Source organism: Mycobacterium sp. NPDC050041 (genome assembly GCF_049541695.1).
Lineage (GTDB): Bacteria > Actinomycetota > Actinomycetes > Mycobacteriales > Mycobacteriaceae > Mycobacterium.
In genome coordinates, this window is record NZ_JBMVDG010000001.1 from 909,303 (window position 1) to 932,062 (window position 22,760).

General features: G+C 69.0%; 22 protein-coding genes and 2 tRNA genes. 11 read left to right on the forward strand and 13 right to left on the reverse strand.

The genetic code is table 11. From position 1 onward, the window contains the following. Positions 1-4: 4 nt before the first annotated feature. The 6 genes from ACPCHZ_RS04405 to pknB are packed head-to-tail and all read left to right on the forward strand — an operon-like array spanning position 5 to position 8,072. Complete coding sequence (locus tag ACPCHZ_RS04405) at positions 5-469, forward strand: FHA domain-containing protein FhaB/FipA (protein ID WP_423483613.1); 465 nt, start codon at positions 5-7, stop codon at positions 467-469. Further along, complete coding sequence (locus tag ACPCHZ_RS04410) at positions 466-1,989, forward strand: PP2C family protein-serine/threonine phosphatase (RefSeq protein WP_423483614.1); 1,524 nt, start codon at positions 466-468, stop codon at positions 1,987-1,989. Before ACPCHZ_RS04405 ends, ACPCHZ_RS04410 begins: the two co-directional genes overlap by 4 nt. Further along, positions 1,986-3,398, forward strand: coding sequence for an FtsW/RodA/SpoVE family cell cycle protein (locus ACPCHZ_RS04415; RefSeq protein ID WP_423483615.1), 1,413 nt, complete (start codon positions 1,986-1,988; stop codon positions 3,396-3,398). The genes ACPCHZ_RS04410 and ACPCHZ_RS04415 overlap by 4 nt, the downstream gene beginning before the upstream one ends. Continuing rightward, the gene (gene pbpA / locus ACPCHZ_RS04420; RefSeq protein ID WP_423483616.1) at positions 3,395-4,873 is read left to right on the forward strand and encodes a D,D-transpeptidase PbpA; all 1,479 of its coding nucleotides are present in this window, start codon (positions 3,395-3,397) and stop codon (positions 4,871-4,873) included. Before ACPCHZ_RS04415 ends, pbpA begins: the two co-directional genes overlap by 4 nt. Further along, entirely contained in the window at positions 4,870-6,198 is a 1,329-nt protein-coding gene (locus ACPCHZ_RS04425) for a protein kinase domain-containing protein (protein WP_423483617.1), read from the forward strand. The genes pbpA and ACPCHZ_RS04425 overlap by 4 nt, the downstream gene beginning before the upstream one ends. Continuing rightward, positions 6,195-8,072, forward strand: a complete 1,878-nt coding sequence (gene pknB, locus ACPCHZ_RS04430; protein ID WP_423483618.1) for a Stk1 family PASTA domain-containing Ser/Thr kinase — start codon at positions 6,195-6,197, stop codon at positions 8,070-8,072. The genes ACPCHZ_RS04425 and pknB overlap by 4 nt, the downstream gene beginning before the upstream one ends. Here the strand turns inward: pknB and ACPCHZ_RS04435 are convergent. Beyond that, entirely contained in the window at positions 8,050-8,724 is a 675-nt protein-coding gene (locus ACPCHZ_RS04435) for an aminodeoxychorismate/anthranilate synthase component II (protein ID WP_423483619.1), read from the reverse strand. The genes pknB and ACPCHZ_RS04435 overlap by 23 nt on opposite strands. A 70-nt stretch (positions 8,725-8,794) precedes the next feature. Between ACPCHZ_RS04435 and ACPCHZ_RS04440 the strand changes: the two genes are divergently transcribed. Together ACPCHZ_RS04440 and ACPCHZ_RS04445 are read left to right on the forward strand one after the other, a co-directional pair. Next, positions 8,795-8,995 (forward strand): hypothetical protein, encoded by a 201-nt coding sequence (locus ACPCHZ_RS04440; protein ID WP_423483620.1) that lies wholly within the window; start codon positions 8,795-8,797, stop codon positions 8,993-8,995. Further along, positions 8,996-9,160, forward strand: coding sequence for a hypothetical protein (locus tag ACPCHZ_RS04445; protein ID WP_423483621.1), 165 nt, complete (start codon positions 8,996-8,998; stop codon positions 9,158-9,160). 131 nt (positions 9,161-9,291) lie between these two features. Here the strand turns inward: ACPCHZ_RS04445 and ACPCHZ_RS04450 are convergent, their stop codons facing one another. Further along, positions 9,292-10,044 (reverse strand): DUF881 domain-containing protein, encoded by a 753-nt coding sequence (locus tag ACPCHZ_RS04450; protein ID WP_364977903.1) that lies wholly within the window; start codon positions 10,042-10,044, stop codon positions 9,292-9,294. A 124-nt stretch (positions 10,045-10,168) separates the two neighbouring features. Here ACPCHZ_RS04450 and crgA point away from each other — a divergent pair, with 124 nt between their 5' ends. Both crgA and ACPCHZ_RS04460 read left to right on the forward strand, forming a co-directional pair. Next, complete coding sequence (crgA, locus tag ACPCHZ_RS04455) at positions 10,169-10,453, forward strand: cell division protein CrgA (RefSeq protein ID WP_302916607.1); 285 nt, start codon at positions 10,169-10,171, stop codon at positions 10,451-10,453. Between the two features lie 155 nt (positions 10,454-10,608). Beyond that, positions 10,609-11,025, forward strand: coding sequence for a PH domain-containing protein (locus ACPCHZ_RS04460; RefSeq protein WP_423483622.1), 417 nt, complete (start codon positions 10,609-10,611; stop codon positions 11,023-11,025). Between the two features lie 66 nt (positions 11,026-11,091). Here ACPCHZ_RS04460 and ACPCHZ_RS04465 read toward each other — a convergent pair whose 3' ends face one another. Next, positions 11,092-11,619: a peptidylprolyl isomerase gene (locus ACPCHZ_RS04465; RefSeq protein ID WP_423483623.1), complete on the reverse strand. Its 528-nt coding sequence runs from the start codon at positions 11,617-11,619 to the stop codon at positions 11,092-11,094. 128 nt (positions 11,620-11,747) lie between these two features. Here ACPCHZ_RS04465 and cwsA point away from each other — a divergent pair, with 128 nt between their 5' ends. After that, on the forward strand, positions 11,748-12,173 hold the full coding sequence (gene cwsA / locus ACPCHZ_RS04470; protein ID WP_423483624.1) for a cell wall synthesis protein CwsA: 426 nt from the start codon (positions 11,748-11,750) through the stop codon (positions 12,171-12,173). A 4-nt stretch (positions 12,174-12,177) separates the two neighbouring features. Here the strand turns inward: cwsA and ACPCHZ_RS04475 are convergent, their stop codons facing one another. The 10 genes from ACPCHZ_RS04475 to dnaN form a co-directional block, all read right to left on the reverse strand. Next, entirely contained in the window at positions 12,178-12,645 is a 468-nt protein-coding gene (locus ACPCHZ_RS04475; RefSeq protein WP_423483625.1) for a guanosine-3',5'-bis(diphosphate) 3'-pyrophosphohydrolase, read from the reverse strand. Positions 12,646-12,684: 39 nt separating this feature from the next. After that, positions 12,685-12,757: transfer RNA gene (locus tag ACPCHZ_RS04480), tRNA-Ala, on the reverse strand. 160 nt (positions 12,758-12,917) lie between these two features. Further along, positions 12,918-12,991: transfer RNA gene (locus tag ACPCHZ_RS04485), tRNA-Ile, on the reverse strand. Between the two features lie 56 nt (positions 12,992-13,047). Continuing rightward, positions 13,048-13,920 carry a DUF3566 domain-containing protein gene (locus tag ACPCHZ_RS04490; RefSeq protein ID WP_423483626.1) on the reverse strand — a complete coding sequence of 291 codons (873 nt, stop codon included), beginning with the start codon at positions 13,918-13,920 and terminating at the stop codon, positions 13,048-13,050. 29 nt (positions 13,921-13,949) lie between these two features. Further along, a complete protein-coding gene (gyrA, locus tag ACPCHZ_RS04495; protein ID WP_423483627.1) occupies positions 13,950-16,457 on the reverse strand; it encodes a DNA gyrase subunit A in 2,508 nt (835 codons plus the stop codon). A gap of 36 nt (positions 16,458-16,493) precedes the next feature. Next, on the reverse strand, positions 16,494-18,521 hold the full coding sequence (gene gyrB / locus ACPCHZ_RS04500) for a DNA topoisomerase (ATP-hydrolyzing) subunit B (protein WP_423483628.1): 2,028 nt from the start codon (positions 18,519-18,521) through the stop codon (positions 16,494-16,496). 214 nt (positions 18,522-18,735) lie between these two features. Next, entirely contained in the window at positions 18,736-19,323 is a 588-nt protein-coding gene (locus tag ACPCHZ_RS04505; protein WP_423483629.1) for a DUF721 family protein, read from the reverse strand. Then, complete coding sequence (gene recF, locus ACPCHZ_RS04510) at positions 19,320-20,474, reverse strand: DNA replication/repair protein RecF (protein WP_364977932.1); 1,155 nt, start codon at positions 20,472-20,474, stop codon at positions 19,320-19,322. Before recF ends, ACPCHZ_RS04505 begins: the two co-directional genes overlap by 4 nt. A 3-nt stretch (positions 20,475-20,477) precedes the next feature. Beyond that, positions 20,478-21,371 (reverse strand): phosphogluconate dehydrogenase (NAD(+)-dependent, decarboxylating), encoded by an 894-nt coding sequence (gnd, locus tag ACPCHZ_RS04515; RefSeq protein ID WP_423483630.1) that lies wholly within the window; start codon positions 21,369-21,371, stop codon positions 20,478-20,480. Between the two features lie 31 nt (positions 21,372-21,402). Continuing rightward, positions 21,403-22,596 carry a DNA polymerase III subunit beta gene (dnaN, locus tag ACPCHZ_RS04520; protein WP_423483631.1) on the reverse strand — a complete coding sequence of 398 codons (1,194 nt, stop codon included), beginning with the start codon at positions 22,594-22,596 and terminating at the stop codon, positions 21,403-21,405. Positions 22,597-22,760 lie beyond the last annotated feature (164 nt).

The following is a 22,760-nucleotide window of genomic DNA, read 5'->3' on the forward strand; positions in this document are numbered from 1 at the left end:
TCAGATGCAGGGGTTGGTGCTGCAGCTGACGCGCGTCGGATTCCTGTTGCTGCTGTGGCTGTTCATCTGGTCGGTACTGCGGATCCTGCGCACCGACATCTACGCCCCCACCGGCGCGGTGATGGTGCGCCGCGGTCTGGCGCTGCGCGGCTCGCTGCTGCCCAACCGGCAGCGCAACGTGATCCGGCAGCTGGTGGTCACCGAGGGCGCGCTCGCCGGCACCCGGATCACCCTGAGCAGCCAGCCGGTGCTGATCGGCCGCGCCGATGACTCGACGCTGGTGCTCACCGACGACTACGCCTCCACCCGCCACGCCCGGCTGTCCCCACGAGGTTCGGAGTGGTACGTGGAGGACCTAGGATCGACCAACGGCACATACCTCGACAGGGCGAAGGTGACGACGGCGGTAAAGGTTCCGATTGGCACGCCGGTTCGGATCGGCAAGACGGTGATCGAGCTGCGCCCGTGACGCTGGTTCTCCGGTACGCCGCGCGCAGCGACCGCGGTCTGGTCCGTGCCAACAACGAAGACTCGGTCTACGCGGGTGCGCGCCTGCTCGCCCTCGCCGACGGTATGGGCGGTCACGCCGCGGGTGAGGTGGCCTCGCAGCTGGTGATCGCCGCGCTGGCCCATCTCGACGACGACGAGCCCGGCGGCGACCTGCTCGGCAAACTCGATTCCGCCGTCGCCGAAGGCAACTCGGCGATCGCGGCGCACGTGGAAGCCGATCCCGAACTCGAGGGCATGGGCACGACGCTCACGGCGATCCTGTTCGCGGGCAACCGCCTCGGCCTGGTGCACATCGGCGACTCGCGCGGCTACCTGATGCGCGACGGCGAGCTCACCCAGATCACCAAGGACGACACCTTCGTCCAGACGCTGGTCGACGAGGGCCGCATCACCGCCGAGGAGGCGCACAGCCACCCGCAGCGGTCGCTGATCATGCGCGCACTCACCGGCCACGAGGTCGAGCCCACACTGATCGTCCGCGAGGCCCGTGTCGGCGACCGCTACCTGCTGTGCTCGGACGGGCTGTCCGACCCCGTCAGCCACGAGACCATCCAGGAGGCGATGCAGATCCCGGACGTCGCCGAGAGCGCCGACCGGCTGATCGAGCTCGCGCTGCGCGGGGGCGGACCGGACAACGTCACCGTGGTGGTCGCCGACGTCGTCGACTACGACTACGGACAGACCCAGCCGATCCTGGCCGGCGCCGTCTCCGGCGACGACGACCAACCCCCGCCCAACACCGCGGCGGGCCGCGCGTCGGCATTCAACCCGAAGCGCAACGAGCCGAAACGCGTTGTGCCGCAACTCGCGGAGGACCCCCGCAAGCCGCGCTCGAAACGCCGGATGATCATCGCCGCGGTGTTGCTCATCCTGGTGGCCCTCGCCGGGCTGGCCATCGGCCGCGAGATCGTTCGCAACAACTACTACGTCAGCGACGACGACGGCACGGTGTCGATCATGCGCGGCGTGCCCGGATCCTTCCTGGGCTATCACCTCCAGGAGCCCTACCGGCAGGGCTGCCTCACCGCCCGCGACGGCCTCACACTGATCAACCCCGGCCAGGCGCCGCGCGACTGTGAGCTGTTCCGCGTCGCCGACCTCAAGCAGTCCGAACAGCGCCAGGTGATCGCGGGCCTGCCGACCGGGTCCGAGGACGAGGCGATCGGCCAGATCAACCAGCTGGCACGCGATTCGCTGCTGCCGATCTGCCAGGCCCCCAAGCCGACGCCGACCCCGAAGACACAGCCGCACCTGCCCGGCTCGCCGCAGTCGCCCGGCGTGCCGAACGCCCCGACGACGTCGGGTGGCGCCGCGCCGGCCCCCGAGACACCGCGGACCGTCGCCCCCTCGCCCGGCCCCGCTGCGGGCGGCCCGCAGGCACCGCCACCGGCGCCGCCCACCCCGTCCCCCTCCCCCACCGTGACGGCGCTGCCGCCCCCGCCCCCGGAACCTGGCACCAACTGCCGGGAGGCGGCGTGACGACGCAGCCCCAGTCACCGGTCACGGTGATGCCGCCGCTGCCGAATCGGCGCAACGCCGAGCTGTTCCTGCTCGGCTTCGCGGCACTCATCACGACCGTGGCGCTGCTGATCGTCGAGGTGAATCAAGAACAGGGTCTGAGTTGGGATCTCGCCCAGTACACGCTGGGGTACCTCGCCCTGTTCGCCGCCGCGCACGTCGCGGTCCGCCGCTTCGCGCCCTACGCCGATCCCCTGCTGCTCCCGGTGGTCGCACTGCTCAACGGGCTCGGTCTGGTGATGATCCACCGCCTGGACCTCGCCGCGGGCGAGCTGACGTCAGAAGGCTTGGGCGGCACCGCGAATCAGCAGATGCTGTGGGCGCTCGTCGGCGTCGCGGGGTTCACCCTGGTGGTCGTCTTCCTGCACGACCACCGGCTACTCGCGCGGTACGGCTACGTCTGCGGACTGACCGGCCTGGTGCTTTTGGTGATCCCGGCCCTGCTGCCGGCGCGCTACTCCGAACAGGGCGGCGCGAAGATCTGGATCCAGTTGCCCGGCTTCTCGATTCAGCCCGCCGAGTTCTCCAAGATCCTGCTGCTGATCTTCTTCGCCGCCGTGCTGGTGGCCAAGCGCGACGTGTTCACCAGCGCCGGTAAGCACTTCCTGGGCATGACACTCCCCCGCCCCCGCGACCTGGCGCCGCTGCTGGCCGCCTGGATCGCATCAATCGGCGTGATGATCTTCGAGAAGGACCTCGGCACCTCGCTGCTGCTGTACGCCTCGTTCCTGGTGCTGGTCTACGTGGCCACCGAGAGGTTCAGCTGGGTCGTCATCGGGCTGACCCTGTTCGCCGTGGGAAGCGTTGCGGCATATCACATGTTCGGCCATGTCCGGGTGCGCGTGCAGACCTGGCTCGACCCGTTCGCCGATCCGGACGGCGCCGGCTACCAGATGGTGCAGTCGCTGTTCAGCTTCGCCACCGGCGGCATCTTCGGCACCGGGCTCGGCAACGGCCAGCCCGGCACGGTGCCCGCCGCCTCCACCGACTTCATCATCGCCGCGGTGGGCGAGGAACTCGGGCTCGTCGGGCTCGCCGCGGTGCTGATGCTCTACACCATCCTGATCATCCGCGGCCTGCGCACCGCCATCGCGGTGCGCGACAGCTTCGGCAAGCTGCTGGCCGCCGGGCTGGCCTCCACGCTGGGCATCCAGCTGTTCATCGTCGTCGGCGGCGTCACCAGGCTGATCCCGCTGACCGGCCTGACCACCCCGTGGCTGTCCTACGGCGGGTCCTCATTGCTCGCCAACTACCTGCTGCTGGCGATCCTGGTGCGCATCTCGCACGCCGCGCGCCGGCCCATCGACACCAAGCCGGCGCAGCAGACGCCGATCGCGGCGGCCAGCACCGAGGTGATCGAGAAGGTATGAACACCTCACTTCGCCGCATCGCCGTCACGATCATGGCGCTGATCGTGCTGCTGCTGGCCAACGCCACCATGACCCAGGTGTTCAGGGCCGACGGGCTGCGTTCGGACCCGCGCAACCAGCGGGTGCTGCTCGACGAGTACTCCCGCCAGCGCGGCCAGATCTCGGCGGGCGGCGAACTGCTGGCGTACTCGGTGTCGACCAACGGCCGGTTCCGCTTCCTGCGGGTCTACCCCGACCCGCAGGCCTACGCCCCGGTCACCGGGTTCTACTCGCTGAGCTATTCGAGCAGCGGCCTGGAGCGCGCCGAGGACACGATTCTCAACGGCTCCGACGAGCGGCTGTTCGCTCGGCGGCTGGCGGACTTCTTCACCGGCCGCGATCCGCGCGGCGGCAACGTCGCCACCACGATCAACCCGCAGGTGCAGCAGGCCGCCTGGGACGCGATGTCCGAGGGCTGCAACGGGCGGGCGTGCAAGGGCGCGGTGGTGGCGCTCGAACCGAGCACCGGCAAGATCCTGGCGATGGTGTCGGCGCCGTCGTACGACCCGAATCTGCTGGCCTCCCACAACTTGGACGAGCAGGCCGCTGCCTGGGGCCAGCTGCGGGACAACCCCGACAATCCGTTGGTGAACCGGGCGATCTCCGAGACCTACCCGCCGGGGTCGACGTTCAAGGTAATCACCACCGCGGCCGCGTTGCAGGCAGGCGCGACCCCCAACACCACGGTGACCGCCGCGCCGCGAATCACGCTGCCGGACAGCACCGCAACGCTGGAGAATTTCGGCGGCTCGTCGTGTGGCGGCGGCCCGACGGCGACCCTGCGGGAGGCGTTCGCGCGCTCCTGCAACACCGCCTTCGTCGAACTCGGCATCGACACCGGTGCCGATGCCCTGCGCGATACCGCGCAGTCCTTCGGCCTGGACGACGCACCCGCGCCGATCCCTCTGCAGGTCGCCGAGTCGACCGTCGGCCCGATCGCCGACGGCGCCGCGCTGGGCATCTCGAGCATCGGCCAGAAGGACGTGGCACTCACACCGCTGCAGAACGCGATGGTGGCCGCCACCATCGCGAACGAAGGGGTAACCATGCGGCCCTACCTGGTCGACAGCCTCAAGGGACCCGACCTGGCCAACATCAGCACCACCAGTCCGGTCGAAGAGCGACGGGCGGTCACGCCACAGGTCGCAAGTACACTTACGGATTTGATGGTCGGCGCCGAGCAGGTGACGCAGCAGAAGGGAGCCATCGCCGGCGTGCAGATCGCTTCGAAAACCGGCACGGCGGAGCACGGGTCCGACCCGCGAAACACTCCGCCGCACGCCTGGTACATCGCCTTCGCTCCCGCTCAGGCTCCCAAGGTGGCCATCGCCGTTCTCGTGGAGGGCGGCGGTGACCGGCTGGGCGCAACGGGCGGCGCGCTGGCCGCGCCGATCGGCCGGGCAACGATCGCCGCGGCGCTGAGGGAGGGCTCATGAGTCCCCGCGTCGGTGTCACGCTGTCCGGTCGCTACCGGCTGCAGCGGCTCATCGCCACCGGCGGTATGGGCCAGGTGTGGGAGTCGGTGGACTCGCGCCTGGGCCGCCGTGTCGCCGTCAAGGTCCTCAAGGCGGAGTTCTCCTCGGATCCTGAATTCGTCGAGCGGTTCCGCGCGGAGGCGCGCACGGTCGCGATGCTCAACCATCCGGGCATCGCCAGCGTCTACGACTACGGCGAGACCGACATGGACGGCGAGGGCCGCACCGCCTACCTGGTGATGGAACTCGTCAACGGCGAGCCGCTGAACTCCGTCCTCAAGCGCACCGGCCGGCTGTCGCTGCGGCACGCGCTGGACATGCTGGAGCAGACCGGGCGCGCGCTGCAGGTCGCACACACCGCCGGCCTGGTGCACCGCGACGTCAAGCCCGGCAACATCCTGATCACGCCGACCGGACAGGTGAAGCTCACCGACTTCGGCATCGCCAAGGCCGTCGACGCCGCCCCGGTCACCCAGACCGGCATGGTGATGGGTACCGCGCAGTACATCGCCCCGGAGCAGGCCCTCGGCCACGACGCGACCGCGGCCAGCGACGTCTACGCACTGGGAGTCGTCGGCTATGAGTCGGTGTCGGGCAAGCGCCCCTTCACCGGTGACGGCGCTCTCACGGTCGCGATGAAGCACATCAAGGAGACCCCGCCGCCGCTGCCGGCCGACCTGCCGCCGAACGTGCGCGAGCTGATCGAGATCACGCTGGTGAAGAACCCGGGCATGCGCTACCGCTCGGGTGGGCCGTTCGCCGACGCCGTGGCCGCGGTGCGCTCGGGCCGGCGGCCTCCGCGCCCGAATCAGGCGCCGACGATCGGGCGGGCCGCGCCTGCGGCGGTGCCGTCCGCGGCGCAGAACCGTGCGGCGATGACCGGCGGGTCCCCGGTGACGGCGGCCCGTTCGCGTCCGGTGACGACGGGTCACCGGCCGCCCCCGCCGCGCCGGACGTTCTCGTCGGGGCAGCGGGCGCTGCTGTGGGCGGCGGGCGTGCTCGGCGCGCTGGCCATCGTGATCGCGGTGCTGATCGTGCTCAACGCGCAGGATCGGCGTGATCAGCAGTCGCCTGCGCCGACCATCACCAACACGATCACCGAGACCACGCCTCCCGCGTCGCCGACCGCGATGCCCGCGCCTGGTCAGGGCGGTTTCGAGCAGGAAAGTCTTGTCGATGCGGGATTCGGGGTATCCCTACTCGGCGCGACCGAACGGCCGCCGGTGAATCCTGCGGTACACCAGACACGCGTCTCCGAATACATATGGCTCCCAGAACAGACATGACAACCCCACAGCATCTGTCCGACCGTTACGAGCTGGGCGAGATCCTCGGCTTCGGCGGCATGTCCGAGGTCCACCTCGCCCGCGACAACCGTCTGCACCGAGACGTCGCCATCAAGGTGTTGCGCGCCGACCTCGCCCGCGACCCCAGTTTCTACCTCCGGTTCCGCCGCGAGGCGCAGAACGCCGCCGCGTTGAACCACCCGGCCATCGTCGCGGTGTACGACACCGGCGAGGCCGAGACGCCGACCGGGCCGCTGCCCTACATCGTGATGGAGTACGTCGAAGGCGTCACCCTGCGCGACATCGTGCACAACGACGGCCCGATGCCGCCCAAGCGGGCGCTGGAAGTCATCGCCGATGCCTGCCAGGCGCTGAACTTCAGCCACCAGCACGGCATCATCCACCGCGACGTCAAGCCGGCGAACATCATGATCAGCAAGGCCGGCGCGGTGAAGGTGATGGACTTCGGCATCGCGCGCGCCATCGCCGACAGCGGCAACAGCGTCACCCAGACCGCGGCCGTGATCGGCACCGCCCAGTACCTGTCGCCCGAGCAGGCCAGCGGCAACACCGTCGACGCCCGCTCGGACGTGTACTCGCTGGGCTGCGTGCTCTACGAGATGCTCACCGGTGAACCGCCGTTCGTCGGTGACTCCCCCGTCGCGGTCGCCTACCAGCACGTCCGCGAGGATCCGATTCCGCCGTCACGCCGGCACGAGGGCATCAGCCCCGAGCTCGACGCCGTGGTGCTCAAGGCGCTGACCAAGAATCCGGACAACCGCTACCAGACGGCGGCCGACCTGCGCACCGACCTGGTCCGGGTGCACAGCGGCGAGCAGCCCGATGCGCCGAAGGTGCTCACCGACGCGGATCGGACATCCTTCATGTCCGCGCCGCCCGCCCATGACCGCACCGAGCAGATCAACTACATGCCGCGTCCGGAGCCCCGCGCCGCCGGCGGTGACCGCGGCGGATCGATCGGGCGCTGGCTCATCGCGGTGGCGATCCTGGCCGTGCTGACGGTGGTCGTCACTGTGGCGATCAACATGTTCGGCGGCGAAACCCGCGACGTTGCGGTGCCTGACGTGCAGGGCCAGGTGTCGGCCGAGGCGATCGCGGAGCTGCAGAACGCCGGCTTCCGGGTGCGCACCCAGCAGCAGCCGAACTCCGAGGTGCCGCCCGACCACGTCATCAGCACCTCGCCGCAGGCCAGCTCGGAGGTCGGCGCCGGCGAAGAGGTCACGCTCAACGTGTCCACCGGACCCGAGCAGCGAGAGGTCCCCGACGTCCGCGGCGGGACCTACGCCGACGCGGTGCGCAAGCTCGCCGACGCCGGTTTCGACGAGGTGCAGCAGCAGCCTTCGGAGTCCACGCCGGAGCAGAGCGGCAAGGTGATGGCGACGTTGCCGCCGGCGAATTCGACATCGGCGATCACGAACGTCATCACCATCGTGGTCGGTTCCGGTCCGGGCTCACTGCCGGTGCCGGAGTGCGTGGGTCAGACCGTCGACGTGGCCACCCGCAACCTGAACACCATCGGATTCGCCACGGTGCTCACGGCGCCGGTGGACAGCCCGCGGCCGTCCGGCGAGATCATCGCGTGCGATCCGGGCCCGGGCACGTCGGTGCCGAAGAACACCCCGATCACGTTGCGGGTGTCGAAGGGCAATCAGTTCATCATGCCGAACCTGGTCGGGCAGTTCTGGTCGGACGCGTTCCCCCGCCTGCAGGCGCTGGGCTGGACGGGACCCCTGGACCGGGCCGCCGATGTGCGCGACAGCGGTCAGCGGCTCAACGCGGTGGTGATGCAGAGCCCGGAGCCGGGCACCGGCGTGAACTACGACGGATCGATCACGCTGGCGTTCGCTGCGTAGCAGCGGCCACCGCGTGGGCGACCTCGTCCTCCAGTCGGTGCACCAGAGTCTCGTCAGGTGCGCTGCCGCAGTAGCCGAGCCAGTTGGCCAGCATCCGGTGCCCGCCCTCGGTGAGGATCGACTCCGGGTGGAACTGGACGCCGTGGATGGGCAGTTCGGCGTGACGCACACCCATGATGACGCCGCCGGGGGTGCGGGCGGTGACCTCCAGGTCGGCGGGCACCGTCTCGGGCAGGATGGTCAGCGAGTGGTATCGCGTCGCCGTGAACGGATCCGGAAGCCCTTGCAGCACACCGGTATCCGCGTGATGGACGACGCTCGTCTTGCCGTGCAGCAGTTCGGGGGCGCGGTCGACGGTGGCGCCGAAGGCGACCCCGATGGCCTGGTGCCCGAGGCACACGCCGAGCAGTGGGGTGGCGGCCGCGGCGCAGGCCTTCACCAGCGGGATGGACGCCCCGGCCCGTTCCGGGGTGCCGGGCCCCGGGCTGAGCAGCACGCCGTCGAACTCGTCGGCCACCCCGGCGATTCCGGTCTCTGAATCCAGCCGCTGGTCGTCGTTGCGCCACACCTGCGCGCTCACCCCGAGCTGGCCCAGGTACTGGACGAGGTTGAACACGAAGCTGTCGTAGTTGTCGACGACCAGGATCTGCACCAGGCCAGGTTACCCGGGTGATTTCGCGGGCTCTGTGCCACAGGTGCGGGTGGTACTTCGGGCAGACGCAGTGCGGGTCGTCGAGCGGCGGGTCGATGACGTCGTCCGCGAACGGCGTCAGGTGCGGCTCGAGGCGCAGCGCCGAGTCGACCACCTCTCGCGTCACCTCGCCGCGGTCGTGAAGGGAGATCTCGACGCGATCGGCCCGCACCCACACGAACGCGCGGTCGCCACGAATGTCGACGTGCCCGGGCTGCGCGAGGTGGGGTAGGTGGTCGATTCGTCGGGGGAGTCTGGCGTACGCATCGCCGCGATAGGCAGCGCCGGGCACCGCACGCGGCGCATCGGCAGGAACCGGCGTCACGTCGAGGCCGAGGCCGGCGAGGACGGTCGCCGTCTCGTCTTCGGTCGAGGCGCGCACCGCGGCCCGCAGTGAGTCGCCGTCACCGGCGTGGCCGCCGAACGCCCGGCAGAAGCGGAAGTACCGCAGGCTGGGTGCCCATCGCCGCAACTGCTCGGGTGGGTGGGTCTCGTAGAGGTAGGCCAGCCAGCGGCTGTCGTCGGCCATCAGTAGCCGATCGGGCCTGCCGGCTTCGCGTAGCGCATCCGGACGGGCTCGGTGTGGCCGGTGAGTTCGACGTCGCTGCGGGTCTCTTCGGTGTAGCCGAGGCCGAACCGGACGACGTACTGCTTGTACAGCGTCACCAGGGGCGCGGCGGACAGGGCGGCCTGCATCGCGGCGGGGTCACCGACCGCGGTCACGACGTAGGGCGGGCTGTACGTGCGGCCGTTGAGCAGCAGGGTGTTGCCCACGCACCGCGGCGCCGAGGTGGCGATGATGCGTTGGTCCTGCATCTGGATGCCCTCGGCGCCGGCACTCCACAGCGCGTTCAGCACGGCCTGGATGTCCTGCTGGTGCACCACCAGGTCGTCGGGCGCCGCATCGCGCGGGAATCGGCCCTCGGCGTCGCGCTGGGCGTCGTTGAGCGTGACGACCAGTCCCGGGCCGTGCACCGGGTCGAGTCCGGCCTGTTCTGCCAGGGTGCTCGAGCGCGCCGTGATGGCCGCCAGAGCGGCGTCGGCGCCCGGCGAGCCACCGTGGTGGTCGTCCACCCGGGTCGACAGGGCGTCCCGCTCGGCTGTCAGCCGGTCCACCGACTGCTGCGATTCGCGCACCAAGTCCACCAGGCGGGGTGCGTCGCTGCGCCGGATCTCGTCACCGCCGGCCACGCTGTGCGTCGCCGCCAGGAGCACACCGGCCAGCAGGCACACGACCGGGACGCCGAAGCGCCAGGCCGAACGGCGCTGTGGCTGGTCCATCGGCTGGCCTCTCTGGTCGCTGGCTACGTTAGGCTCTCTGGTGCAACTCCATCGTCGCACTGCGTGGTCGGTATCCGCACCGATGACGACGAGTGCGGCGCCCGTATCGTCCGCGAAGGTACCCATGCCCAAGTCCAAGGTCCGCAAGAAGAACGACTTCACCATCAGCCCGGTCAGCCGGACACCGGTGAAGGTCAAGGCCGGGCCGTCCAGCGTGTGGTTCGTGGTGCTCTTCATCAGCCTGATGCTGATCGGCCTGATCTGGCTGCTCGTCTTCCAGCTCGCCGCGACCAATCCGATCGACACGCCAGGCATGCTGCAGTGGATGGCCGACCTCGGTCCGTGGAACTACGCCGTCGCGTTTGCTTTCATGATCACCGGCCTGTTGCTCACGATGCGCTGGCGCTGACCGATCCGTACCGCGCTTTGAATTCAAATGATGTTCAGCGCGTTACCATTCCAGCAACGGCGAGGGTGGCCAATCACATCCGTGTGATTCATCCCCATTGGGGATAGCACCTGTGGATAATTCCATTCGCAACGGTAAGAGCCCCTAAGGGAGCCATGCAGCAAACTGAGTGGAGCCCCTCCACCATAGGGATCGTCGCGTGCGGCATATTCGGGCTTATGATGGCTGCAGCCGCTGTGACCCTTGTCACAGACGCGCCGGGACGTGTCCTCACCGGCATTGCCGCAGTGGGATTGCTCACGTTTGCAAGCATGTCGTGGCGGGCGCGCCCGAAACTGGCAATCACCGGCGACGGGCTGGCCATTCGCGGGTGGCTGGGGTCGCAGATTCTGCAGCGCGCAGACATCAAGCTGATCCGGATCACCGAGTTCCGCCGCATCGGGCGCACCGTGCGACTGCTGGAGATCGAGACCACCGACGACCGGCTGCAGGTGTTCACCCGATGGGACCTCGGGACGAACCCGTTGAGCGTGCTGGACGCCCTCACCGACGCGGGTTACGCCGGCAAATAGAAACGCGACTTGTGGAGTCTCAGCCGCGGTGAGCGCGGCCGAGACTCCACAAATCGCGTGCGAAAGCTAGGAGACGGTGACCGACTCGATCACGACCGGCTCGGTGGGCCGGTCGCTGCGATCGACCGACGTGGTGGCGATCGCGTCGACGACCTTCTGCGACTCCGGGTCGACGACCTCACCGAAGATGGTGTGCCTGCGGTTCAGGTGCGGGGTCTTGCCGACGGTGATGAAGAACTGCGAGCCGTTGGTGCCCGGCCCGGCGTTCGCCATCGCCAGCAGATAGGGCTTGTCGAACTGCAGCTCGGGGTGGAACTCGTCGGCGAACTGGTAGCCGGGTCCGCCGCGGCCGGTGCCGGTGGGGTCACCGCCCTGGATCATGAAGCCGTCGATGACGCGGTGGAAGATGACGCCGTCGTAGAAGGGTCCCGACGTGCTGCCGGACGCGTTCTCGCCGCTGTAGTCCTTGGTGCCCTGAGCCAGCCCGACGAAGTTGGCGACGGTCTTGGGCGCGTGGTTACCGAACAGTGCGATCTTGATGTCGCCGCGGTTGGTGTGCAGGGTCGCGGTCGCTGTCTGAATGGGGCTCGTCACGGGAAGTCAGTGTGCCACCCGTCGATCGGGCGCCCGCACGCCACCCACTGTCACGGCAATGCCCGCCGCGGCGCCGACGATGATGGCAGGGTGGAGCGCACCGTTGCACGGCCGCAGAGAGGGCAGAGATGAGTTCCAAGACCGATGCGCGACTGGCCCCGCGTGAGCGACTGGCCCGGGGCCTGAAGTACTCCGCAGTGGGGCCCGTCGACGTCACCCGGGGCGTGCTCGGCCTCGGCGTCGATTCGGCCCAGTCGACCACCGCGAGCCTGCGCCGTCAGTACCGCAAGAGCCGCCTGCGCAGGGAGATCGCCGCCGCGCAGAGCGCGATCGCCGGCGAACTCGCCGCCGCCCAGGAAGTGGTCGCGAATCTCCCGCAGGCGCTGCAGGATGTGCGCACACCGCCGCACCGGCGCCGCCGCCCGCTCGTGCTCGCCGCCGTCGGCGCCGTGGTGCTGGCCGGCGGGGCAGTGGCGTTCTCGGTCGTGCGCCGCAACAACAAGCCGCAGCCGTCCCCGCTTCCGCCGAGCGTCGAGGTGACACCCAGGCCGTGACGGCTCAGAGGGCGGCGGCCCGCTCCGGCTCGCCCAAGGCGGTGTAGGCGCGGCGGTACTTGGCCCGCAGCTCGCTGCGCTTGGGCTCCGGAATCTGGGCCAGGCGGGCCGCATCGGAGTTGTCGGCCAGGTCGGCCATCTTCACGACACGGGCCAGCGGATGGGCGTTGATCGCCCGGTAGTAGTCGGCGTCGGGCACGTCGTCACGACGGGTCAGCAGGATCACGCAGTCGACGACGGCCTGGGGGATTCCCTCGGCGATGAGGTCGGCCGCGGTGACGGGGGTGTCCTCGATGACGTCGTGCAGCAGCGCCGCCGCCTTGGCCTGCGCCGTGTCCACACGTCCGGCGACGCGGCGGGGGTGGGCGATGTATGGCCGGCCGATCTTGTCGACCTGCCCGCGGTGCGCGCGCTCGGCGATGCCGTCGGCCTTCTCGATCAACGCGGTGTCGGACAGCGCCGAGACAACCATGCGCCGCACCTCTTCTTGATAACGGTCACACCAGGGGAGTGGAGCCTAGGAGATTCGAACTCCTGACATCTGCCTTGCAAAGGCAGCGCTCTACCAACTGAGCTAAGGCCCCTCGCGGGTTCAGGCCGGGTGATCGACCGAGTGCCACACCTCGGCGCCGTGACGCGAACGCCACACCACCGTGGCGACGGTTGCCGCTGTCGCCATGGCGATCACCACCACCAGCTTCATCGGTGCCCCTTCCGTGGGCGCCCGCCGGCTGTGCCGGCCCGTGGGCCTAGGAGGACTCGAACCTCCGACCTCTTCGTTATCAGCGAAGCGCTCTAACCACCTGAGCTATAGGCCCGTAATCGCATACGGCCGAGCGGGAAGATTACCGTAATTCCGCCGTCGGTCCCAAATTCAGTCCCGGTCGGCGAGCGTGACCTCGACCCCACCGACGAGGTCGGTGGTCAGGTTGTAGATGAACGCCCCCGCCGTCGCCATGGCCGACAGGATCACGATGTTCACCAGGCCGATCAGCGCCGCGCCGCCGAAGATGGTGCTGCTGGACACCAACTCGCCGCCGGTGCTGCCGCTCGCGCTGGTCAGCAGGTCACCGACGTTGCTGTTGAGCTTGCTCCACACGCCCATGCCGCCGAGCACCAAATAGAGGAACGCGACGGCGATCATCCAGACGAAGAACAGCGCCACCGACAGCACCAGCGACACCTTCAGCGCGCTCCACGGATCGACGCGCCGGATCTGCATGCTGGCCCGCACCGGGCCCTTCGGCTTGCTGCTGCCGACGTGGACACGGCTCGTCGGTGCCGACGTGCGCGGCGCAGGTTCGGCGGGCCGGTCGGTGCCGGTGCGCCGTTGCGGAGGCCGCGGCACCGGCCCCGACAGGTCGGGAAGCTCGCTGGCGTAGGCCTCCGAGCGGGTCTCGGGGCGCTCGGGAGCCCGCACCGCCGGCGGCGCCACCGGTTCGGTGCGGGTCGGGCCGTCAGATCCGCGCGCTCCCTCGGTGACGCGTGGCCCGTCGGTGCGCGACGGCACTTCCGGGCCGCGCGGCCCGTCGGTGCGGACCGGCGCATCACCCTGCGGGCGCGGTGGCCTGGTCCGGCTGCGCTGCCACGGCGGGATCTCGCCGTGCTCGGCGGCGTGCCCGGTCGACGGCCCGCTGCGCGCGGCCGCACCGCCCAACGCACCGCCGTCGCGGCCGGCCGCGGAACCGTTGGCAACACTCGGGCCGTCGCCCGCACGCGGGTATCCCGGCTCGTTCGGTGAACTCACCTACGGCTCCTTCAGTGGTCCGGCGCCGACTACTCGCCGAGGTCGGTGTTGACCTCGTCGGTGCCGTCGCCCTCTTCGGCGTTGCGCGCGATGGCAATCAGTGTGTCGCCATCACCCAGGTTCATCAAGCGAACGCCCTTGGTCTGCCGTCCGGCCTTGCGGACCTGACGGGCCGCGGTCCGGATGACGCCGCCGCCGGAGGTGATGGCATACAACTCGGTGTCGTCATCGACGATCAACGCACCCACCAGGTTGCCACGCCTGCGGTCGTACTGGATGGTCAGGATGCCCTTGCCGCCGCGGCCCTGCGCGGTGTACTCGTCGATCGCGGTCCGCTTGGCGTACCCGCCCGCGGTCGCGACCAGCAGATATGTGTCCGGCCGGACGACGTTGAGCGAGAGCAGCTTGTCCTCTTCGTTGAACCGCATGCCCTGCACGCCCGAGGTGGCGCGACCCATCGGCCGCAGCGCCTCGTCGGTTGCCGAGAACCGGATCGACTGGCCCTTGGCCGACACCAGCAGAAGATCCTCCTCCGCCGAGCACAGCACCGCGCCGACCAATTCGTCGCCGTCACGCAGGTTCACCGCCACGATGCCGCCGGAACGGTTGGAGTCGAAGTCGGTCAGCCTGGACTTCTTCACCAGGCCGTTGCGGGTGGCCAGCACCAGGTACGGCGCGTCCTCGTAGCCCTTGATCTGGATGACCTGGGCGATGCGCTCGTTGGGCTGGAACGCCAGCAGGTTGGCCACGTGCTGGCCGCGCGCGGTGCGCGAGGCCTCCGGCAGTTCGTAGGCCTTCGCCCGGTAGACCCGGCCCTGGGTGGTGAAGAACAGGATCCAGTCGTGGGTGGAGCAGACGAAGAAGTGGTTGACGATGTCGTCGGTCTTCAGCCCCGCACCCTGGACACCCTTGCCGCCGCGCTTCTGGCTGCGGTACAGGTCGGTCTTGGTGCGTTTGGCGTAGCCGGTCTCGGTGATGGTGACGACGACGTCCTCGCGGGCGATCAGGTCCTCGTCGCTGACCTCGCCGTCGGCAGGCACGATGCGGGTGCGCCGGTCGTCGCCGTACTTGTCGGCGAGTTCCTTGAGCTCGTCGCGCACAATGGCGCGCTGGCGCTCGGGCTTGGCGAGGATGTCCTCGAGGTCGGCGATCTCGGCCTCGATCTTCGCGAGGTCGTCGACGATGCGCTGACGTTCCAGGGCGGCCAGGCGCCGCAGCTGCATGTCCAGGATGGCCTGGGCCTGGATCTCGTCGACCTCGAGCAGCTCGATCAGACCCTGCCGCGCGACGTCGACGTTCGCCGACGCCCGGATCAGCGCGATGACCTCGTCGAGCGCATCGAGCGCCTTGACCAGGCCGCGCAGGATGTGGGCCCGCTCGTTGGCCTTGCGCAACCGGTACGTGGTGCGCCGGATGATGACCTCGAGCTGATGGTCGACGTAGTGGCGGATCAGCTGGTCGAGCCGCAGCGTGCGCGGGACGCCGTCGACGATGGACAGCATGTTGGCGCCGAAGCTGGTCTGCAGCTGGGTGTGCTTGTAGAGGTTGTTGAGCACCACCTTGGCCACGGCGTCGCGCTTGACCTCGACGACGATCCGCAGGCCCACCCGGTCACTGGACTGGTCCTCGATGTTGGAGATGCCGGCGAGCTTGCCGTCGCGCACCTGCTCGGCGATCGAGGTGATGAAGTTGTCGTGGTTGACCTGGTAGGGCAGCTCGGTGATGACGATGCCGGTGCGCCCGCGGCTGTCCTCCTCGATCTCGACCACGCCGCGCATCCGGATCGACCCGCGGCCGGTCTTGTAGGTGTCGTCGATGCCCTGTGACCCGACGATCAGGCCGTGGGTCGGGAAGTCGGGGCCCTTCACCCGCTCGCACACGGCGGCCAGGGTGGCCTCCTCGTCGGCCTCGAAGTTCTCCAGGCACCAGTACACCGCCTCGGCGAGCTCACGCAGATTGTGTGGCGGCATGTTGGTGGCCATGCCGACGGCGATCCCGCCGGAGCCGTTGGCCAGCAGGTTCGGGAACCGGCTGGGCAGGACCGTCGGCTCCTGCACGCGCCCGTCGTAGTTCGGGACGAAATCGACTGTCTCCTCGTCGATCTCACGCAGCATCTCCATCGCCAGCGGAGTGAGCCGCGCCTCGGTGTAACGCATGGCGGCCGGCGGGTCGTTGCCCGGCGAGCCGAAGTTGCCCTGCCCGTCGACGAGTGGGTAGCGCAGCGACCACGGCTGCGCCATCCGGACCAGGGTGTCGTAGATCGATGAGTCGCCGTGCGGGTGGTAGTTGCCCATCGTCTCGGCAACCGACCGTGCGGATTTCGCGTGTCCGCGGTCGGGACGGAAGCCGGAGTCGAACATCGCGTAGAGCACGCGGCGGTGCACCGGCTTGAGACCGTCGCGCACCTCCGGCAGCGCGCGGCCGACGATCACGCTCATGGCGTAGTCGATGTAGCTGCGCTGCATCTCCTGCTGGATGTCGACCGGTTCGATGCGGTCGCCGGCTTCGTCGCCCGGGGGCAACGTGGTGTCAGTCATCAGATCCTCTGGTCGCTGGTCGTGGTCACGAGGCGGTTAAACGTCAAGGAAGCGAACGTCTTTGGCGTTACGGGTGATGAAACTGCGGCGGGCCTCGACGTCCTCGCCCATCAGGATGGAGAACAGTTCGTCGGCAGCCGCGGCGTCGTCCAGCGTGATCTGCCGCAGCACCCGCACCGACGGGTCCATGGTGGTCTCCCACAGCTCCTTGGCGTCCATCTCACCGAGACCCTTGTACCGCTGGATGCCGTCTTCGGTGTTGATCCGCTTACCCGCCGCGCGACCCGCCTCGAGCAGGCCGTCGCGTTCGCGGTCGGAGTAGGCGAACTCCGGTTCCGTGCGCTGCCACTTCAGCTTGTACAGCGGCGGCTGGGCCAGGAAGACGTGGCCGTTCTCGATGAGCGGCTTCATGAACCGGAACAGAAGGGTCAGCAGCAGGGTCGAGATGTGTTGGCCGTCGACGTCGGCGTCGGCCATCAGCACGATCTTGTGATACCGCAGCTTGGACAGGTCGAACTCGTCGTGGATGCCGGTGCCCAGCGCGGTGATGATCGCCTGGACTTCGGTGTTCTTCAGCACCCGGTCGATGCGTGCCTTCTCGACGTTGATGATCTTGCCGCGCAGCGGCAGGATCGCCTGGAACATCGAGTCGCGGCCGCTCTTGGCCGAACCGCCGGCCGAGTCACCCTCCACCACATACAGTTCCGAGCGGCTTGGGTCGGTGGACCGGCAGTCGGCGAGCTTGCCCGGCAGACCACCGATGTCTGTCGCGCTCTTGCGCCGCACCAGCTCCCGGGCCTTGCGCGCGGCCATCCGGGCCTGCGCCGACGAGACCGCCTTGTTCAGAATGGTTTTCGCCTCGGCCGGGTTGGCCTCGAACCAGTGGGTGAGCTGTTCGTTGCAGATCCGCTGCACGAACGACTTGACCTCGGTGTTGCCGAGCTTCGTCTTGGTCTGGCCCTCGAACTGCGGCTGGCCCACCTTCACCGAGATGACTGCGGCCAGGCCCTCGCGGATGTCGTCACCGGTGAGGTTGGGGTCCTTCTCCTTGAGTAGCTTCTTGTCCTTGGCGTACTTGTTCACCACCGAGGTCAGCGCGGCGCGGAAACCCTCCTCGTGGGTGCCGCCCTCATGGGTGTTGATGGTGTTGGCGAAGGTGTGCACCGATTCGGAGTAGCCGGCGTTCCACTGCATCGCGATCTCGACCTCGTGGCCGGTGCCCTTGCCGCCGAAATCAACGATGCTCTGGTGGATCGCCGTCTTCGTGCGGTTGATGTGCTTGATGTAGTCGACGAGACCGTTGGGGTAGTGGAAGGTGCGGTGCTTGACCCTGTGCGGCGCCGCCTTCTCGACGGCCTTCTCCTCCGCGGTCTTGGGGGCTTCCGCGGTATCGCTGACCACCTCGTCGACCACCTCGTCGGCCTTCACCCGCTCGTCGACGAGGTCGATGGTCAGCCCCTTGTTGAGGAAGGCCATCTCCTGCAGCCGCCGCGCGATCGTCTCGAAGTCGTAGTCGGTGGTCTCGAAGATGTCGGGATCCGCCCAGAACCGGATGGTCGACCCGGTCTCCTTCGTCTTCTCACCCTGCTTCAGGGTTCCCGGAACCGACCGGTCGTAGGTCTGGAACCACTCGTAGCCGTCGGTGCGGACGTCGGCCTCCAGCCGCGAAGACAATGCGTTGACCACCGAGACGCCGACGCCGTGCAGACCGCCGGACACCTGGTAGGCGCCCTCCTCGAACTTGCCACCGGCGTGCAACACGGTCATCACGACGTCGATGGTGGGGATGCCGGTGGAGTGCATGGCGACGGGGATGCCGCGGCCGTCGTCGGTGACCTGGACGCCGCCGTCCTCGAGGATCCTGACGTCGACCTTGGTGGCGTAGCCGGCCATCGCCTCGTCGACGGCGTTGTCCACCACCTCCCAGACCAAGTGGTGCAGACCGCGCTCGCCCGTGGAACCGATGTACATGCCCGGGCGTTTACGGACCGCCTCCAGCCCTTCGAGGACCTTGATCGACTCGGCGCCGTACTCGGTCGGAGCACTCTTCTTTTGGGCAGGCACGTCGGACGCGTCTCCTCGGGGTTCGCATGAGGGGTCGACTGCCCCTCGTGATCGGCCACCAGTCTACCGAAACATGCCGACTGGACTGACACTGTGGCGGCGTTTTGACCTATCTGACTGGGCCGTGCGCGGAATTTCTCGAACTTCGGTGCGTGAGGACGCTTGAGGACCGTCGATCTGTGCGCCAGACGGCGCACAGCGGATCGGTCGCCGCTCACCCGTAGGTGTCGCGGGGCCCGCGGCCGGAGATGTGGTAGCGGCCCTTACGCCAGGACGGCGCCACCGGGCCGACGATCCTCAACGACGTCACCACGCCGTCGCCGACCGCCGCCGCGATCTTCGCCAGCAGTTGGGACTGCACCATCCGCAGCTGGGTCGCCCAGGCGGTCGATTCCGCCGACACCGTCAGCACCCCGTCGCGCAGGCCGGTGGGCACGGCGTGTTCGGCGATCTGCTCACCGACCACCGCGGTCCACCGGCCGAGCACAGAACCCTCCGCCACCCGGCCCGACCAGCCGCGGTTGCGGGCCAGGTCGCTGGTCGCGGCGCCGAGCGTCTGTGGATCCCGGGAGTCCGGGCCGGGCCCCGACCAGCTGCGGCGCCGACCTGCGGCGGGGGAGCGGCGGGCCGGGGACGTGCGGCCGCGGCCGACGTCCTTGCCCTGGCTGCGCGCAGCGCCGCGGGCCTCCTCGAGGGTGCGCCGCACCAGGTCCATCCCGGACAGCCCAGCCAGATGAGCCGGCGGCCCCGGCGGGGTGTCGTCGCCGTCGTCGTTCTGTTCTTGGCTGCCGTCGTCTGTCATGTCTGCACCGTCGAGATCCGCCCGTCGTCGCCGTCCTCCATGCGGATCTCGATCCGCCGGACGTCCCAGCCTTCGGGAATGTCCTCGCCGACGGCCGCGGTGACCAGGACCTGCTCCGCCGATTCGGCGACGGTGGCCAGCGCCCGCCGCCGGGCGGTGTCGAGTTCGGCGAACACGTCGTCGAGTAGCAGTACCGGGTCGCCGCCGTCGGCACGCAACAGTTCGTAGGCCGCCAACCGCAGCGACAGCGCCATCGACCACGATTCCCCATGGCTGGCAAAGCCTTTGGCGGGCTGGTCGCCGAGCCGCAGCTCGAGGTCGTCGCGGTGCGGACCGACCAGGCAGAGCCCACGTTCCAGCTCGCTGTCGCGCCGGCTGCTCATCGCCGCCAGCAGCGCCGCCTCGTAGTACTCAACGCTGTCGGCCGCGGGCACCTCGTCGTCGAGTTCGATGCTGGGGCGGTACCGGATGGCCGCCGGCCTCGACGCCGGGGCCAGGAGTTGGTAGGCCTTCTCCACCTCGGGGGCGAGTTCGGAGATCAGCACGGCGCGCGCCGCCATCAACCGGGCGCCGTGCGCGGCCAGGTGGCCGTCCCACACGTCGAGGGTGTCGAGCACACTGCGGTCTCCGCGGTGCCTGCCACCCGCGGCGGTCTTCAGCAGCGCGGTCCGCTGGCGCACCACCTTCTCGTAATCCGCTCGCACCCCGGCGATCGACGGCCGCCGGGTGGTGGCCAGTTCGTCGAGGTAGCGGCGCCGATCACTCGGGTCACCGCGCACCAGCGCCAGGTCCTCCGGTGCGAACAGCACCGCGCGCAGCACCCCGAGGATCTCGCGCGCACTGCGGACGGGGGAGCGGTTCAGCCGCGCCTTGTTCGCACGGCCACTGGTGATCTCGAGGTCGACGGCGAGTTCGCGGCCGTCGTTGACGACGATCGAGGACACCACCGCCCGTTCGGCTCCCGTCCTGATCAGCGGGGCGTCCGCACCGACCCGATGCGACCCTAGCGTCGCCGAGTACCAGAGTGCCTCAACGAGATTCGTCTTGCCGAAGCCGTTCGGCCCGACGAACACCGTCCGGCCGGGCGTCAACTCGATGTCGATGTGTGCCCAGGACCGGAAGTCGGTGAGTGTCACGTGACGGACGTACACGGGCTAACCGGACTCGCTGATCCTCTTGACGGCGTGACCCCCGAACTGGTTGCGAAGCGCCGCGACGGCCTTCATCGTCGGCGAATCCTCCTGACGTGAGGAGAATCTCGCGAACAAGGACGCGGCGATGCTCGGCACCGGAACCCGCAACCGGATCGCCTCTTCGACCGTCCACCGGCCCTCACCGGAATCCTCTGTATAGCCGGAAATCTCGGCCAGCTGCGGATCCTCGGAGAGCGCCTTGGCGAGCAGCTGCTGCAACCACGACCGCACCACGGTGCCGTTGGTCCACGCCTGGTACACCGCCTGCGGATCCTTGATCAGCTCTTGGGCGGCGAGCATCTCGTAGCCCTCGCCGTAGGCGGTCATCAGGGCGTACTCCACACCGTTGTGCACCATCTTGGCGAAGTGACCCGCGCCCACCGGCCCCGCGTGCACGAATCCGTCCGCCCGCTCACCCGGCGGCCGCAGCGTGTCGAAGATCGGCAGCGCCCGCTCGACGTCGGCGTCACTGCCGCCGACCATCAAGCCGTAGCCCTCCTTCAGGCCCCAGATACCACCTGAGACACCCGCGTCGATGAACGCGATTCCCTTCTCGTGCAACAACTTCGAGTGCAGCCCGTCTTCGGTGTAGCGGGAGTTGCCGCCGTCGATCACCAGGTCGCCCTCGCTGAGCTCGTTCGCCAGGGTCGCGATCGTGTCGTGGGTGATGGGTCCCGACGGCACCATCACCCACACCACCCGGGGCGCCGCGAGGGCCTCGGCCAGCGCGCCGATGGTCGGCACGTCGGTCACCTCCGGGCGCGGGTCGAATCCAACGACCTCGTGGCCACCTTCACGCAGGCGCTCCCGCATGTTGAAGCCCATCTTGCCCAGCCCGATCAGACCCAGCTGCATGTGTGCCCTCTTCTCCGGCGTTAAGGGCCGGTCAGCCGGGAAGCCGTACCGGCATCAACAGATACACGTAATCGGTCTGGGCGGCCGGGTAGGGACCACTTGCGCCGACTGTTCCATCATCCTCGCCCGCGGGCCGCAACACAGCGGGACGGCTGGGTGTCGTGAAGCCGAATGCCACCCGCTCGGAGTGCAGCGAGCCCAGGCCGTCGGTCAGGTAGGTCGGGTTGAACGCGATGGTCAACGGATCGCCGGCGAACGACACCGGGAGGTCTTCCTCGGCGCGCCCGACATCGTCGGCACCGGCCGACAGCCGCAGACCGTCCTCGGAGAACTCCATCCGGATCTGCGCGCCGCGGTCGGCGACCAGGGCGACACGCTTGATCGCCTCGGTCAGTTCGGCGACGCCGATGGTGGCCACGGCGGTGTGCTCGCTGGGCAGCAGCTGGCGGAACTTCGGGAACTCGGCGTCGAGCAGGCGGGTGGTGCTGCGCTTGCCCTCACTGCGGATGCCGAGCAGGCCCTCCTTGCCGACCGATGCGCCTGCGCCCAGCGACAGGTGCACGTCGGAGCCGTCGGTACCGGCCTTCGCCGCTTCGGCGAGCGTCTTGGCGGGCACCAGCACCGCGGCCTCGATGCCCGCGGTTCCGGTGGACCACGTCAACTCGCGGACCGCGAGCCGGAACCGGTCGGTCGCTGCCAAAACCACCGAATCACCGGAGATTTCGACGCGGATTCCGGTCAGCATCGGCAGGGTGTCGTCCCGGCCGGCCGCCACGGCGACCTGACCGATCGCCTCGGCGAAGAGATCGGCGGGAACCACACCGGTCTCCTCGGGCAGGGTGGGCAGCGTCGGGTAGTCCTCGACGGCCATCGTCGGAAGCGAGAATCGGGAGCTGCCGCAGGTCAGCGAGACGCGGGTGCCCTCGACGCTGACGTCCACCGGCTTGGCCGGCAGCGCCCGGGTGATGTCGGACAGCAGCCGACCGGACACCAGAACGCTTCCCGGAGAAGCGATCTCGGCCGCGACGCGAACCTCGGCGGAGACCTCGTAGTCGAATCCGGAGATCGTCAGCCCGTCGTCGCTGCCGGTGAGCAGCACGCCGGCGAGCACCGGGACGGTCGGGCGGGTCGGCAGATTGCGGGCCACCCATGCCACCGCGTCGGCGAAGTCCTCACGAACCAGGCGGAATTTCAGATCCGTGAGACCAGCCGTCGATGTCGTCACGTCCAAAACGTCCCTTCGATGAACCACACAATCAGCGATAACCAGCGGTTTCTCGGTGTCTCAACCCGCGTGACCTGCATGCGATGCGATGACCGTAACGGCTGTCGATGAACCACCGTAGAGCTTTCCGCCCCAACTTGAAAGCTAATCGATCGGGGTGACAA

Coding starts and splice junctions, on each gene's coding strand:
- cwsA (WP_423483624.1), top strand. CDS start 11,748: ATGAGTTCCAAGACCGATGCGCGACTGGCCCCGCGTGAGCGACTGGCC.
- pknB (WP_423483618.1), top strand. CDS start 6,195: ATGACAACCCCACAGCATCTGTCCGACCGTTACGAGCTGGGCGAGATC.
- ACPCHZ_RS04405 (WP_423483613.1), top strand. CDS start 5: ATGCAGGGGTTGGTGCTGCAGCTGACGCGCGTCGGATTCCTGTTGCTG.
- gnd (WP_423483630.1), bottom strand. CDS start 21,371: ATGCAGCTGGGTCTGATCGGGCTGGGCAAGATGGGCTTCAACATGCGG.
- crgA (WP_302916607.1), top strand. CDS start 10,169: ATGCCCAAGTCCAAGGTCCGCAAGAAGAACGACTTCACCATCAGCCCG.
- ACPCHZ_RS04450 (WP_364977903.1), bottom strand. CDS start 10,044: ATGGACCAGCCACAGCGCCGTTCGGCCTGGCGCTTCGGCGTCCCGGTC.
- ACPCHZ_RS04475 (WP_423483625.1), bottom strand. CDS start 12,645: ATGGTTGTCTCGGCGCTGTCCGACACCGCGTTGATCGAGAAGGCCGAC.
- ACPCHZ_RS04505 (WP_423483629.1), bottom strand. CDS start 19,323: ATGACAGACGACGGCAGCCAAGAACAGAACGACGACGGCGACGACACC.
- gyrA (WP_423483627.1), bottom strand. CDS start 16,457: ATGACTGACACCACGTTGCCCCCGGGCGACGAAGCCGGCGACCGCATC.
- pbpA (WP_423483616.1), top strand. CDS start 3,395: ATGAACACCTCACTTCGCCGCATCGCCGTCACGATCATGGCGCTGATC.
- ACPCHZ_RS04460 (WP_423483622.1), top strand. CDS start 10,609: ATGCAGCAAACTGAGTGGAGCCCCTCCACCATAGGGATCGTCGCGTGC.
- ACPCHZ_RS04425 (WP_423483617.1), top strand. CDS start 4,870: ATGAGTCCCCGCGTCGGTGTCACGCTGTCCGGTCGCTACCGGCTGCAG.